Origin of the sequence: Thalassobacillus cyri, from assembly GCF_900107755.1 — a bacterium.
Taxonomy (GTDB): domain Bacteria; phylum Bacillota; class Bacilli; order Bacillales; family Halobacillaceae; genus Thalassobacillus; species Thalassobacillus cyri.
In genome coordinates this window covers 106154-119907 of record NZ_FNQR01000004.1, presented here as the reverse complement: position 1 = coordinate 119907, position 13754 = coordinate 106154, and the positions used below count along the sequence as shown (strand labels likewise).

The following is a 13754-nucleotide window of genomic DNA, read 5'->3' as shown; positions in this document are numbered from 1 at the left end:
ACCTCCTATTCGAAGAAAATTCCAGCTGGCAGTTGTACGTTCAGTTGCATGACGAAAACTAAATAAATGAATAAGTTTAATCCTACAATAGTGAAAACATAAGCTTTCCAGCTCTTTACTTGCATATATCCAAGGTAGGAAGCCATAAAGAGAATCGTAGCAGGAAAAAATCCGATGAACGATAAGAGCCATACATATACGACCACAATGGCCAGTGTTATAAGAGGGGATTTAAGAAGTTTTATATTTAACGGGGCTTCATCCCCATCATATTTTAACTCTTCTCCCTCTCTTAATAATTTTGTTTTCTTTATGCCTTTTAAAATAATAAAGATCCCAAAGAGCGTAAATAAAACCAATAAGCCTTGAGGGTATCTGGCAGCTTCTTCAATCAGTCCAAACGTTTTGATAAAAAGGAAGATAGACACGCCAATAACGATTACTCCTACATATAAATCCTGGTGGAGTTTACTGCTCATATTTCCTTCCTCCTTCTATGTATCAACCGGGCATTTCTGCCCGGTTGATGTTATGATTACCACCCCATAAGATCTGATAGAGCTTTAACTCCTTCTTCATCCTCTTTTAACAGCTGGTCGTAATCTTCTCCATCTAAATATTCTACCTGTAATCCCATTTCACCCATTTTCTCTACTTGTTCCTCGTTTTTAATTCCTTTTTCAAACGCAGCACGGAGGATTTCAAGTTTTTCCTCATCAATTCCCGCTGGTGCGGCCAGCCCTCGAGCAGACCAGGAATATACATCTTCATATCCACTTTCAGCTAAAGTTGGTACATCCTCCAGGAATGGAGACTTTTCTTTACTCATGACAGCAACAATCTTAACCTCACCCTCCTTATGAAGGGTTGCCAGCTCCCCTACGTTGGCAAATAAAACGTCTACATGGCCACCAAGAACAGCTGCACGACTATCTGCTGATCCACTGTTATGGACAGCCTTAAACTTGGTACCAAATTTGTCATTCAATTTCAAAGATGCGTAATGGTCATCACTACCTGCACCTGTAGATGTTGCAGTCAACTCATTTTCCTTAGCATATTCTATAAGCTCCTCAATAGTTGAAAAACGATCATCATTCGGGCGAATGGCGATGGCCCCAGGATCGGTTACATGGTTGGCAATCGGAGCGAAACTCTCAAGACTTTGATCGCGGTTGTATTTTGGATCAAGATATCCAGTCATCAGGTTAGGGGTATTGATATAACCGATGGTATACCCGTCCGGATCAGCATTAGCAAGCTCTGTCCAGCCAACCCAGCCTCCTCCACCAGGTTTGTTGATAATATTCATATCAACGCCTAGTTCTTCCTCGACATATGGAATCAGGATACGGGCGCCTGTGTCCGTACCTCCACCAGCAGAGTAAGAAACGATTACATTGATCGGTTTATCGGGAAAGCCTTCTGCACTTCCACTATCTGAGCCACCCTCCCCGCCATTATCATCTGACGAAGTACCATTCGCATCCCCACTACAAGCGGCCAATAACAAAATAAGTCCAAGCAACATAAATGCAGATAGTAATTTTTTCAAAATATTCAGCTCCTTATTTTTGAGTTTTAAAACGGTTTACCAACAGTCTGCTCCATGCATTTTTTATGTATGAATCCCCCCTTTTTATTAAGTTTGAAATCAACGCTAATAAAGGCGCTTTCATTTAATACCTAAGGAAGACGAGTCACACAAAATTGTTCATCATGTCCTAATATCTCTGCTTTTACTTGTTTTCCAGAAGCGACTTCCAGGATTTCCTGGTAGATTTCTTCTCCTGCTTGCTCAATCGTTTTTTCTTGCTTCAAAACCGTTCCTGCGTTAATGTCAATGTTCTCTTTCATTTTGATATATGTTTTTGGATTCCCGGTAATTTTAATTACTGGTATTCCAGGAAAACCTGTAGGAGTACCACGCCCGGTCGGGAACAAAATAATTTGAGCCCCTGCTGCAACTTGGCCAGTTGATACTTCGCCGTCATGTCCTGGTGAATCTAATAAAAATAAACCTTTTTTATCTGGCTGATGACCGTACTGTATCACCCCACTGAAAGGAGCGCTTCCTGACTTCTTCATACTTCCCAAGGACTTTTCCACTACACTTGATAAACCTCCGTCATAGTTCCCTTTAGAAATAAGGTGGGTACGATCCTTGTTAGTCGAACCCTTCGTTTGCCTCCTAAGCTTTTCCTCAGTAAGATGGATCATTCCTCTTATCGAGTTTGCAACCTCATCATCCACTGCTCTTCTCGCTAAAATGTCTTCCGTCCCTATCAATTCAGTAATTTCACTTAATATCGAAGAACCACCCTGGCTCACAAGTTTATCGGATGCATATCCCAATGCAGGATTGGCTATAAGCCCAGAAGTCATATCCGATCCCCCGCAGTTCAAACCAACCATTAATTCGCTGACTGGAAATTCCTCTCTCGTTTGCCTGGAAGCGATTTGCTGCATTTCTCGTGCGATCTTGCTCCCTGTTTGAATAGCAGCTAAAGAATCACCCTCTTCTTGAATCACTACTGTTTCTAACATCTTCTCAGAAGGCGCAATGCCCTCTGCCAGTTCATAGGGCGAAAAACGTTCACAACCTAGCCCCACCACCACTACACCTGCAAAATTCGGATTCTTACCTATCGCAATTAAAGTCTTGGCAGTTACCTCGAGATCTTCACCTACCTGACTGCAGCCAACGGGATGTCTGAAATAAACGCAGCCGGGTACTTGGTAAGCAATCCGTTCCGCTACCTTACCCGCACAAAACACGGATGGTATAACAGCAATCTGATTTCGTATCCCTACTCGTCCATCTTTTCTGGCATAGCCCATAAAAGTGTCCAATCTACTTCATCCCCCTTTCACAATACAAGTTGTGGGTATGTATCCATCCCCCTGTTTTGACAACTTCGCTCATCTTCCCGATTTCCTCTCCATACTTTAAGACGCTTTCTTCTTTTCCAATTGGGCAAAGCGCTAATTTATGACCAAAACTTATGTCATCTAAAGCAGTAACCCATTGCTCTGATTCTCCCAGCCTAACCGAACATTTTTCCCCTTTTTTCAAATCCGAAAGAGCTACGGCAACATTGTCATCTGGATGTATGACAAGCGCCCCTTTTTTTGTTTGCGTGGCAGTTTCCAAGATCCCCCCTCCTTTCTAATAAGAATAAACAGTAATTTTTTTGTCTAGATCGCCATTTTCATCATAGGAAAGCTCATGTTCATTTATTATTTCGAAACATCCTTGATCGTCTTCCATCTGTTTTAACACTGCTTGAGAAACGAATATATTACTTAAATGAAGGGTATTCGGAATTTGGACTACTTTACTTTCACTTATGTCTTTGTCTGGTCCGAGGCTCTGGATAGCGGTTTCAATAGATTCTTTTTCAGTTTCGTATATTAGTGGAATCATGGCTCGTTGAAGGTATGTACTGGTTAATGCATTCGTGTAGGTAGATTTTTTGTCGATTTTGTCAAACAAACGTTTAGTGGTGAAATCACCAAGCCCAACTCCTTGAGCGTTACCAAATGAGGCATTATTAAGGTCTAAAACAGCAATTTTACTTATTCGAGGCTTTGTTGGTTCAGGCACACCATTGATTCTCCATCTTCCAATGATATTGGGATCCATGCCTGTACCACTGAAACTCTTTCCCATTTCCTCTACAATTAATAGGTCAATATCTTCAACCGGAAGCCGGGGCATCATCTTTTTTGACCACTTTAACAGTTCGGCTTCTTTTTGATGCCATTCGGATTTGTTTATCGCGACGATGTCTGCAGTTTCATCGTAGCCATTCTCGATGATAGCTAATCCCATCAGTATGTTTGTGTTTTCCAGGGCATACTTGGATACGCTTTCAATATTTTCCGCCATTTGTAATGCTCCATCACTATGTACAAAAGATGCACCTTTTCTTTTCCCTAAGCCGATAGTGACCATTTTACTGAGCCCACTTTCAACATTGCCGCGAAATGCTGTATGAGCTTTGACACGATTGACAACTATTATCCCATCAGCTTGATACGCTATTTTATCCATATACACAGGTTTGCCATTTGGTGTCGTGCCAATGAATTCTGTTTCCATTGAGGATCGTATTGGTGCGCCAACAGAATCTTCTGTAATACCCAGGTGCTTTAAAACTTCCAACTGTCCTTCTTTTGTGGCACCTCCATGACTCCCCATGGCTGGTACTAAGAAAGGGTTAAAACCCATGGAATTAAGCGTGTCCACTGTCGCTTTTAAAATTGCCACAATGTTAGTGATTCCTCTGCTCCCCGCTGTGATAGCTATGTCTGCAGAAGAAGACAACTGACTTACAGATAAGTTTTCCATGATTTCTTCTTGAACTTTTTGCTCTACAGAAGTAAGTCTTTCACTTGAGAATTTCTGTTTAATCTCCATCATTTTCACGGTCATTTCCTCCTTTCTACTCTAATTTAAATTATTATATTAATATGGTCAGACCAATTTAATTGTGTGAATATAAAATTTTGTAAATTATATTGAGTTGTTGTTATCTTATAATATTTCAGAAAATTTTGTCAAGAGTATTTAAACAACTTTTTAAAATGGTTATAACGGTTAATGTGCTAAATCATGTACTAAAAATCCGCATTTAACTACATAATATTCTGAATTTTATTTCTATTATTCCAATATTATGATAGTATATGGATAAAGATAGTTCATACATATTGGTCATACCATAATATAAAATGATTTTATTAAGGAGGAAATAAAATGACCGGGAAACAAAAAGAAAAAAAACTTACCTCTTATGGAGATGCCGGCTTCAGCAAATTCATTAGACAGGCATTCAACCGACAACTGGGGTTTGAAAAAGAGGATTTCGAGAAGCCTGTCATCGGTATTTGTAATACGAAAAGTGAAATCAACCGCTGCCACTCCCACATCCAACCGTTAATCGATGCCATTAAAAAAGGTGTATTAATGGCTGGTGGCATTCCTTTGGAGTTCCCTACTATATCCCTTGGAGAAATCAATACCAGTCCGACCACGATGCTGTATCGGAATATGGCGGCAATGGATACGGAAGAAATGATAAAAGCCCAACCTATTGACGGAGTTGTTCTAATTGGAGGGTGTGACAAAGTGACCCCATCCCAGCTGATGGGTGCAGCGAGCGCCGACATTCCCTCCATCATGATTACAGGCGGACCGATGAATAATGGGGAATATGAAGGGAAAACGCTTGGAGCTTGCTCAGATTGCCGGTTCTTCTGGCAAGAATATCGTGGCGGAGAAGTTGATGAGAAGAGTATTGAAGAGATCAACGCAGCTCTGGCACCTACAGCTGGACACTGTATGGTAATGGGAAGTGCAAGTACGATGGCTGTTTGTTCTGAAGCGATGGGAATGATGCTCCCCGGAGGCGCGGCCATCCCTGCCACTGAGAATAAACGAATGAAACATGCCATTGACACAGGTAAAAAAATTGTAGAACTAGTGGAAAAAGATGTGAGGCCTTCCCAAATTATCACGATAAATTCCCTTGAAAATAGTATCCGTGCACTAATGGCGGTTGGCGGCTCAACGAATGCTGTCATCCACCTCACAGCAATCGCCGGACGCCTGGGTATCGAATTACCTCTTGATTTATTCGATCAATTAAGCAGGACAACGCCTTTTATTGCTAATTTACGTCCGGCTGGCCAATATCAAATGGAAGATTTTTATAGAGCAGGTGGAACTCCTGCTGTTTTAAAAGAATTAGAGCCCCTCCTCCATTTAGATGAAATGACGGTAACAGGTGCTCCTTTAAGAGACAGCCTTCATGATGTCAAAGTATCGGATGTTTACCGAAACATCATCACCTCCTTTAATTCTCCTTTACATAAAGAGGGTGGAATAGCTGTTCTGAAGGGTAACCTTGCACCAGATGGTGCTGTCATCAAGCCGAAAGCTGCTTCATCAGAATTATTAAAACATACTGGGAGAGCAGTAGTGTTTACATCTTCTCATGATCTGGAAAATCGGATTGATGACCCAGAACTTGATATCAGCCCCGAGGATATCATGATTTTGCAAAACACTGGACCTGTAGGCGCACCAGGAATGCCTGAAGCCGGGATGCTGCCAATCCCCAATAAGCTGCTAAAACAAGGGGTACGCGATATGGTGAGGATTTCAGATGCACGGATGAGTGGAACAGCATTTGGAACAGTAATCCTGCATGTTGCTCCCGAATCAGCAGTCGGCGGACCAATTGGATTGATTAAAACTGGAGATATAATAGAACTCGATGTGGAAAACCGCAAGCTGGAACTTCACGTATCGGCGGAGGAATTAGAGCAAAGGAAAACCGAATGGACAGCTCCTGTGTTTGAAGACAGGGGGTACACACGCCTCTATCAAAACCATGTCTTACAAGCAGACAAGGGGTGTGACTTTGACTTTCTCCTGGCGACAAACAAGGATAAAGTAAAAACAGAATAAAAGTGTCAGGACAAAAAAAGCAATCCTGATTATAATGGTCACAGACTGTCGGAAAAATTCCGGCAGTCTTTATTTCTTCGTATACCTTTAATTTTAAGCTACATTAATCTTATTCGATGTTGAAACTGCCGATCTGGACACAGGGTATCCAACTGCTCCCCCCCACGTCCTGTGGCGCCGCGGAAAAAGAGCGGTATTTGCCCCCACGGAACATAAAAAAATTTGCAGAAAAACAAGAGGCCACTGAAAAACTGAATCTCTATGATAGGTGGGATTTCCCAAAACCGTTTGCATGGAATTTAATTTGTACAAGGAAAAAGAGTGACTTTCTTTAATAAATCAAAGAAAATCACTCTTTTCAGATTGGCCTCTGTTGATTCCACGATGAGCGTTCGGTGGAGGCCGTGCCCGCGGCAAGCATCCACCGACAAGCGATTCGTTAGAATCAACAACAAACTTTAACAGTTTTTCTAGATTAGAAAGGACTTTTTCAGTGGCCTCGAAAAACCATAGGGTTTCTCTGCAAACTAAGGCTATTCTCTAATCAACAAGCCTTTTTAATACGACACTTATTTGTTGACTGCTTCTACTTCTTCCCGTACAGACGATACTTTTAAATCCTTGACCGGATTTACCAGTTTATTGAACCCATCAATCTGACATTCTACAACATCGCCATCTCTTATTACGACAGCTCCCGGGGTTCCTGTAGAGATAATGTCACCAGGTAACAGCGTCATAACTTTGGAATGAAAAGAAACCAGATCCCAAGGTCTGAAAGTCATATTGGAAACGACGTTTTTGCGATGTAATTCCCCATTGATGACAGTGGAAACATTTAAATCTAACACCTCATCGACTTCATCAGGAGTAACGAGTTCCGGACCAAAACTGAAGAAAGAATCAAAGCTTTTCGATCTCGTTAAATACCGTGGGTTATGCTGCAAAATATCTTCAGCAGTCATATCAATGATCGTAGTAAAACCTGCAATGACATTCGGCGCCTCATCTTCGCTTACATTTTTACACTCTTTCCCGATAATAATGCCCAGCTCAGCTTCTGCAGTTGTCCGCTCTGATTGGTGTGGGACTTTAATATGGTCACCAGGACCTACAATCGTTGTATCTGGCTTCATGAAGCTTGCCGGTTCTTTATTAGGGGCTTGTTCGCTTAAGTCAGAGGCATGTTCTACATAGTTCAGGCCTATCCCCCATATTTTTCGTGGGTGCCTATATAAAGGGCCGTATTCAATGTCCTCATTAGAAATAACTTCAAAGAAACTATCTAATTTACTTTCACCTTCGGCCTGGTACCATTCCTGTAAATGGTTGAGTTGTCCTGACTGTACCAAGTCAAATAAGTTTGTACTCCAATTGAGATTAAGGTTGCGGTTAATGGATTCAACCAATATGGCACCCTTCTTTGTAATGACAGCAGCCTTTTCTTCTCCATTTCTTTTTACAGTAGCTAATCTCATACATACTCTCCCCTTATAATTTATTATTCTATGTTAGACATAGGTTTGAATGAGCGAAGGCTCTACATCATAGCGTTGAGCTACCTGGACTAATTCATCGATAACTTCCAGTGATAATGGAATGCCATTTTCCTCTCGTTCCTTTGCTGTTTCCATTTCCATTTCCCCAGGAAGGTATATCTTCTTTGCACCGTCCATTAATGGAACTTCCCTTACTTCCCTGATGATTTGATCCATTCTCTTCTTAAATGTCTCCAGCTCCTGGAATAAGTCGGCTCGCATGACTAAAAAGAACTGCCCTACGTTTTGAGAATGGTTTAATTCCTTATATAAATCACCAATATAAGGGCCGAACGCAGCCCCGGTAAAGAGTGCAGACAAAGTTTCCACTAAAAATGCTATCCCATATCCTTTATGTTCCCCGACAGGTAACACCACGCCATCCACTGCTTTACTTGCATTAGTGGTGGGAGTCCCTTCAGGCGATAACGCCCAACCTAATGGAATCTCCTGTTTATTTTTTTCAGCCAATAGAATCTTTCCTCTGGCCACTTTACTTGTAGCCATATCAAATAAGATATTAGCTTCTTCCCCAGCAGGTACCCCATACGAAAATGGATTGGTACCAAAGAAACGTTCCTTTCCACCCCATGGAGGCATATTGGAAGGAGCGTTGGTGGTGGCAATGGCAATACAATCATTATCAACAGCTTTCTTAACGTAATCAGCCATCATCCCACAATGATTGGAATTGTTGATTCCTACAATTCCGACTCCTGACTTCTTGGCTTTTTCAACTGCCAGTTCCATTCCATAGGTGGCCACAGGGATTCCAGAGACGTTTTGAGCATCAATCAAAGCACTAACAGGAGACTCTCGCTTGATAACCGGTTCAAACTTTTTATTCAAAAGGTTCTTATCCAGGCGTTTTGTATAAATTCCCACTCTACTGACACCGTGAGAATCTACTCCTCTTAAGTTTGCGAATACAAGGTGTCTGGCAATTAATTTAGATTGTTCCTCATCCAGTCCAGCCTTAAGAAAGATTTCCTCCACAAAGGTTTCTAAATTTTCTTTGGGAACTCGTTCTCCTTGATAATTATTCAAATACTAAGCACCCTTTCTTTTGAAGGACTTCATCTACCCATGTTCTATCCCATGTACCATCATAGATAGACTTGACGATTTCCACTTCTTTTGCTGCTAACTCTTTTGCATCTTTCGCTACAGCAGTAACATCTTCTTTAGGAATAATAATGACTCCATCATCATCTGCTACAACAATATCGCCCGGTGAAACAGGCACGTTACCACAGCTGATTGTTGTATTAATTTCTCCCGGTCCTTCTTTATATGGACCACGCGGAGTACCTCCTCTAGCAAAAACCGGGAATCCCATATCGGCAATACCTTTCAAATCCCGAACAGGACCATCAACAATATAGCCCGCAATTCCTTTAACTTTCGCATAATGACACATGAGTTCCCCTAAAATCGCATTTCCCATGTCGCCGCAGGCATCAATGACAATAATGTCTCCAGGTTTAGCAAGATCCATGGCTTTATGTACAAGAAGATTATCAGAAGGATGTGTCCTCACGGTGAATGCGCTTCCAACAATGTGTATGCCAGGATGATTAACTGGTTTAATAGAGTGGTGCATCGCCCACTGCCTTCCCATTACATCGCCAATATTAGGAGTGGGTATATTTTGAAAACCTCTTATAACATCTTCCTCTAATCTCTCAAAGTTTTCCTTGATTCGGAATCCTACGTTTCTCATTCGCTTCCTCCTTTATAATTTTATTATGGTCTGACCATTTTATGGTGAGAAGAACCATTACATCGGTTCTTTACTCTGCTTAATATTTGCCCAGATTTTCTTCTCGTTTTGGGTAAGGTGATGCCTCATTGCTTCGGAGGCAGCCTGCGGATCTTTTATCTGGAGCGCATTCAGTATTTGTTCATGTTCTTTGTAAGCCTCTATAAATCTTCCCGGGACCTTTGAAGATTGCATTTTACTTACTCTCATTACTTCCTCAAATTTATTAGAAACCCTGTCAAATACATCTTTATAAATAGAGTTGTGGGAAGCAAGGATGATGGAATAGTGAAATATATAGTCCTCTTCCAAACCTAGTGAGCCGGCCTTATGGGCATCTACAAGGTTTTGATGTGCTTGGCGGATCACTTCAATATCTTTATCTGTAGCTCTGATAGCAGCTAAAGCGACAGCTTCTACTTCCATTCCACGGCGAAACTCTAAAACTTCTTGCATTTCACTGCGATCAAGCAGGTTGTTCGTTACCCTCTCTGCAATACTCTCCCCGTATAACTCTTTTAAGAAGATTCCAGCTCCGGTCCTTTTTTCAATGACCCCATTTGCATGCAGTACACTCATTGCTTCTCTAACAGCTGTTTTACTTACCTGGAATATTGTTGAAAGTTCATTTTCAGAGGGCAGCCGCTCACCCGGCCGTATCCCTTCCTCATGAATATATTCTTCTATAGCCAGAATAATTTCTTCGAATAATCGTTTTTTTCTAATCGGCTTTAATGCCATTGCTATCACCATCTTATTAGTTAATGTATTACCTTCATCCTGTTATTTGTTATGATGGTCTGACCAATATTCAGAAAATTTTTACTCTTACTAATTACTTTATATAAAATCTATCGTTGAGTCAATACCCTGCTCACTATTTTTGTATAAAGCTTTTTGGTAAAATATATTACATAAAGGAAAAAGACGGTGATGATAATGAGTAAAAAATATCAACTAGAGACAGTCCCACGAATGTTTGAAGAAGTCATACGACAAATCATCTTATATATTCAGGACGAAGAATTAAAAAAAGGTGATAAACTGCCACCAGAAAGAAAATTAAGTGAATTACTTGAAGTAAGCAGATCTTCAGTAAGAGAAGGTTTAAGAATATTAGAACTTCTAAAATACCTGGAATCAAGACAAGGTGGAGGGACTTTTGTTTCTGAACCGCCTCCCTTTTTGATACCTATGACCATTACACAAAACCAAACCGGCTCGAAAGAATTGAATAAATACTTTGATATCGCTTTAATGAACGCAGAGAGAATTATTTTTACATCTTTAAAACAGGATACTTCCATCAGTCTTCAGTCAGGAAAAAACGAAGACTTCTGGAAAGAATTTTCCGTATGGATCAATGAACTTGGAAAACAACTATCGAATGAGTATTACATCTCCTTATGGAATAATATTTATACCCTCTTAACCAGTCATCATTTCTTCCAGACTCTTACATCGCCGTTAAAGCTTGATGACCTGAAGATTGCTTTCTATAAAAAAGATCGACAAACCTTACAGGGATTTTTCCAGTCCCTTCAGGAACAGTCTAACTCAGTGGACGGCATAAACGAAGATGGTTCCTATGACGAACATCGATAAAAGGTAGATGCCATTCCACTTGAATCCTACGTCCATTCCAGAATGTTTGACGGAACCACTAACGAGTAGATTTAATGGGTTGACCGGACTTAACACTGCTGCCATTGACCAGGAAATCATAATCAGAAGTGCAAGAACTTCAGGTGTAGTGCCAATAAAAGATGCATCCATTTGGGTGACAAGAGCCGTAACTACAACTATTTGATGAATACCGATAAAGCATAAGGAAACGATGATTCCCATCACAGCCAGTATGAATAAGAGAAAAGACATCGAGGCAATGTGATTTAGAAATTTACGGATAAATGCTGCGATAATTGTACCTTGCAGCGCTTTTCCAAATAAGCCAGCACTAATGAACAGAACAACTTCATTGTTCATGCGTGGCAGTGAGCGGTCTTTAAATTCAATAAAGTGTTTTTCTACACTTTTCCATTGCCTGGTGACCAGTGACCATAGGAGTGGATAGCCTACAGATACCGCACTTACTAAGAGCATCATCGGCCATTTGGTAATGTATTCCAATAAGAAAATGGATCCCATTAACAAGGTGATAATGCCAATTAATGACCATAATTTTTTCTTATGAATACTATTTTGCCGACTGTTCACCTCTTTGAGTTCGGTTATGGCCGCCTCTTCTTGCTTGCCTTGTTCTGTACCTTTCGCCCTGGAATAAAACCGGAATAGCAGGTTACCTATGATCATTTGTATAACGGCCATGGTTAAACCAAGAGGAACATAGTTCGCAAAAGGAACTTCAAGGTAATACAAGACCAGGGCCACGGACGCAAAATACGGCGACCATAAAATAACAGTAGAAAATCCAACCAGATAAGACTTAGCCAATAGCACTGATGAGAGTTTGATATCTTTGATCGTTTCGTGTAAAACACGTATTGAGCCCAGGTTTAAGACCGGTCCCATGCAAAAAATAAAAAAGGAGATACTTCCGAATATTTTCTTTGTATCTACCGCCATATTCTCCAAAAAGAACCGTACAGTCTTGAAATATCCTCTGACTTTTAAAGGGATGGATAGCAAGGGTACTAACAGGACTAAAACTAATAAAGGGAGATTCATAGTAATCCCACTTGAGATTTCCGCTACGCCCTCCCCTTTTGACAGGGTAAAAAATATCCCCAGCACAAACATAATACCTGCAAGTACACGAGGTGTACTTTTTGCGTGACGTAAACTCAAAATGAACACACTCAAACTGAGGAGTGCCAAGGCTATATCAAAGTTGATGGCCTGTATAAAAAAATTCAAAAAATAAAAAAGGCACATTCCTATAATTAGGTTACTTTTCAATCCGAAACTTCTATTTGCTATTTGTTCTGCCTGCACCTGTGCCACTTTCACTCCACCTTTTATCCCTTTATCGATGTGACATAATAATACTGCTTAAACGACTACATGCTCTGGTGTTTGCTTAGTTACTGCTCGTAATAGATTTTCGGCTGCAAGATCAGCCATTTTTAATCTTGTTTGAATACTGGCACTCCCAATGTGAGGAAGCGTAACGACATTAGGCAAAGCTAGAAGGGGGTGATCCAAAGGTAAGGGCTCCTGCTCAAACACATCCAGACCTGCTGCCCAGATTTCCTTTTTCTTAAGTGCATGATATAGAGCCTCTTCGTCCACTATTCCTCCTCGTGCTGTATTAATAAGAACAGACGTTTCCTTCATCAATGAAAACTCTCTTTCAGATATAAGGTGATGCGTTTCTGAAGTATAAGGGGTCAGGACGCAGGCAAAATCCGAATCACGTAAGAGCTCATCCAGCCCTGCATAAACAACTCCCAGCTCTTCCTCTATATCATACTTTCGATTTCGATTATGATATATGATGTTCATGTCAAATCCTTTTGCCCTCTTTATAACCGCTTCACCAATTCTTCCCATTCCGATTATCCCCAGTGTCGCCCCATGAATGTCTTGCCCTGTCAGTTGCATGGGAGACCATGTTTCCCATTTTCCTTTTCTTAAATAATCAGATGATTCTACAATTCTTCTTGCTGTTGCCATTAACAAGGTGAAGGTTAAATCAGCTGTCGTTTCAGTCAGTACACCAGGGGTGTTTGTTACCGTAATGCCTCTATTTTTGGCTGCTGTGATATCAATGTTGTTATACCCCACGGCCATATTACTGACAACTTTTAAGTTTCTAGTACATGAAAGCAGCTCGTCATCGATATTTTCTGTCAGCATACAAAGCAAGCCATCGACTTCTTGTGCCTCTTTCATTAAGATTTCCCGTGGTATTTCCACCTCTTCTTCTTCCCACATTTTCACTTCACAAGCTTCTTCTATTTTTTTCACTACGCGGTCATTCAACTTCCTGGTAATATACACCTTTGGTTTCACT

The 13754-nt window shown here is 40.8% G+C and carries 13 protein-coding genes; 2 read left to right on the top strand and 11 right to left on the bottom strand.

Annotated features, from left to right (window positions below; translation table 11 throughout):
• Positions 1 to 5: 5 nt before the first annotated feature.
• The 5 genes from BLV00_RS06405 to BLV00_RS06385 all read right to left on the bottom strand — a co-directional run bounded on the left by BLV00_RS06405 (position 6) and on the right by BLV00_RS06385 (position 4426).
• Complete coding sequence (locus BLV00_RS06405; RefSeq protein ID WP_093043610.1) at positions 6 to 479, bottom strand: tripartite tricarboxylate transporter TctB family protein; 474 nt, start codon at positions 477 to 479, stop codon at positions 6 to 8.
• 56 nt (positions 480 to 535) lie between these two features.
• Positions 536 to 1555 carry a tripartite tricarboxylate transporter substrate binding protein gene (locus BLV00_RS06400; RefSeq protein ID WP_093043608.1) on the bottom strand — a complete coding sequence of 340 codons (1020 nt, stop codon included), beginning with the start codon at positions 1553 to 1555 and terminating at the stop codon, positions 536 to 538.
• 131 nt (positions 1556 to 1686) lie between these two features.
• Entirely contained in the window at positions 1687 to 2853 is a 1167-nt protein-coding gene (locus BLV00_RS06395) for a UxaA family hydrolase (protein ID WP_245728862.1), read from the bottom strand.
• A 1-nt stretch (position 2854) separates the two neighbouring features.
• On the bottom strand, positions 2855 to 3154 hold the full coding sequence (locus BLV00_RS06390; protein ID WP_093043606.1) for a UxaA family hydrolase: 300 nt from the start codon (positions 3152 to 3154) through the stop codon (positions 2855 to 2857).
• Positions 3155 to 3169: 15 nt separating this feature from the next.
• Positions 3170 to 4426, bottom strand: coding sequence for a nickel pincer cofactor-dependent isomerase, group 22 (locus tag BLV00_RS06385; RefSeq protein WP_245728882.1), 1257 nt, complete (start codon positions 4424 to 4426; stop codon positions 3170 to 3172).
• A 336-nt stretch (positions 4427 to 4762) separates the two neighbouring features.
• Here BLV00_RS06385 and BLV00_RS06380 point away from each other — a divergent pair, with 336 nt between their 5' ends.
• Positions 4763 to 6478: an IlvD/Edd family dehydratase gene (locus BLV00_RS06380; protein ID WP_093043602.1), complete on the top strand. Its 1716-nt coding sequence runs from the start codon at positions 4763 to 4765 to the stop codon at positions 6476 to 6478.
• A 569-nt stretch (positions 6479 to 7047) separates the two neighbouring features.
• Here BLV00_RS06380 and BLV00_RS06375 read toward each other — a convergent pair.
• Genes BLV00_RS06375 through BLV00_RS06360 form a run of 4 tightly spaced genes read right to left on the bottom strand, consistent with a single transcriptional unit; the run spans position 7048 to position 10531 of the window.
• Complete coding sequence (locus BLV00_RS06375) at positions 7048 to 7956, bottom strand: fumarylacetoacetate hydrolase family protein (RefSeq protein WP_093043600.1); 909 nt, start codon at positions 7954 to 7956, stop codon at positions 7048 to 7050.
• A gap of 33 nt (positions 7957 to 7989) precedes the next feature.
• The gene (locus BLV00_RS06370) at positions 7990 to 9063 is read right to left on the bottom strand and encodes an Ldh family oxidoreductase (RefSeq protein ID WP_093043598.1); all 1074 of its coding nucleotides are present in this window, start codon (positions 9061 to 9063) and stop codon (positions 7990 to 7992) included.
• A complete protein-coding gene (locus BLV00_RS06365) occupies positions 9056 to 9739 on the bottom strand; it encodes an RraA family protein (RefSeq protein WP_093043596.1) in 684 nt (227 codons plus the stop codon). The genes BLV00_RS06370 and BLV00_RS06365 overlap by 8 nt, the downstream gene beginning before the upstream one ends.
• A 57-nt stretch (positions 9740 to 9796) precedes the next feature.
• The gene (locus BLV00_RS06360; protein WP_093043594.1) at positions 9797 to 10531 is read right to left on the bottom strand and encodes a FadR/GntR family transcriptional regulator; all 735 of its coding nucleotides are present in this window, start codon (positions 10529 to 10531) and stop codon (positions 9797 to 9799) included.
• A gap of 186 nt (positions 10532 to 10717) precedes the next feature.
• Between BLV00_RS06360 and BLV00_RS06355 the strand changes: the two genes are divergently transcribed.
• On the top strand, positions 10718 to 11383 hold the full coding sequence (locus tag BLV00_RS06355; RefSeq protein WP_176791362.1) for a FadR/GntR family transcriptional regulator: 666 nt from the start codon (positions 10718 to 10720) through the stop codon (positions 11381 to 11383).
• On the opposite strand, the gene BLV00_RS06350 is transcribed toward BLV00_RS06355, so the two are convergent.
• Positions 11336 to 12364, bottom strand: a complete 1029-nt coding sequence (locus BLV00_RS06350; protein ID WP_218131887.1) for a hypothetical protein — start codon at positions 12362 to 12364, stop codon at positions 11336 to 11338. The genes BLV00_RS06355 and BLV00_RS06350 overlap by 48 nt on opposite strands.
• Positions 12365 to 12790: 426 nt before the next feature.
• Positions 12791 to 13753, bottom strand: a complete 963-nt coding sequence (locus BLV00_RS06345; protein WP_093043588.1) for a 2-hydroxyacid dehydrogenase — start codon at positions 13751 to 13753, stop codon at positions 12791 to 12793.
• Position 13754 lies beyond the last annotated feature (1 nt).

What these genes read in the sequence shown, in the direction of transcription:
- BLV00_RS06405 (WP_093043610.1), bottom strand. Translation starts at nt 479, where the DNA reads ATGAGCAGTAAACTCCACCAGGATTTATATGTAGGAGTAATCGTTATT.
- BLV00_RS06385 (WP_245728882.1), bottom strand. Translation starts at nt 4,426, where the DNA reads ATGATGGAGATTAAACAGAAATTCTCAAGTGAAAGACTTACTTCTGTA.
- BLV00_RS06380 (WP_093043602.1), top strand. Translation starts at nt 4,763, where the DNA reads ATGACCGGGAAACAAAAAGAAAAAAAACTTACCTCTTATGGAGATGCC.
- BLV00_RS06375 (WP_093043600.1), bottom strand. Translation starts at nt 7,956, where the DNA reads ATGAGATTAGCTACTGTAAAAAGAAATGGAGAAGAAAAGGCTGCTGTC.
- BLV00_RS06365 (WP_093043596.1), bottom strand. Translation starts at nt 9,739, where the DNA reads ATGAGAAACGTAGGATTCCGAATCAAGGAAAACTTTGAGAGATTAGAG.
- BLV00_RS06360 (WP_093043594.1), bottom strand. Translation starts at nt 10,531, where the DNA reads ATGGTGATAGCAATGGCATTAAAGCCGATTAGAAAAAAACGATTATTC.
- BLV00_RS06355 (WP_176791362.1), top strand. Translation starts at nt 10,718, where the DNA reads ATGAGTAAAAAATATCAACTAGAGACAGTCCCACGAATGTTTGAAGAA.
- BLV00_RS06350 (WP_218131887.1), bottom strand. Translation starts at nt 12,364, where the DNA reads ATGGCGGTAGATACAAAGAAAATATTCGGAAGTATCTCCTTTTTTATT.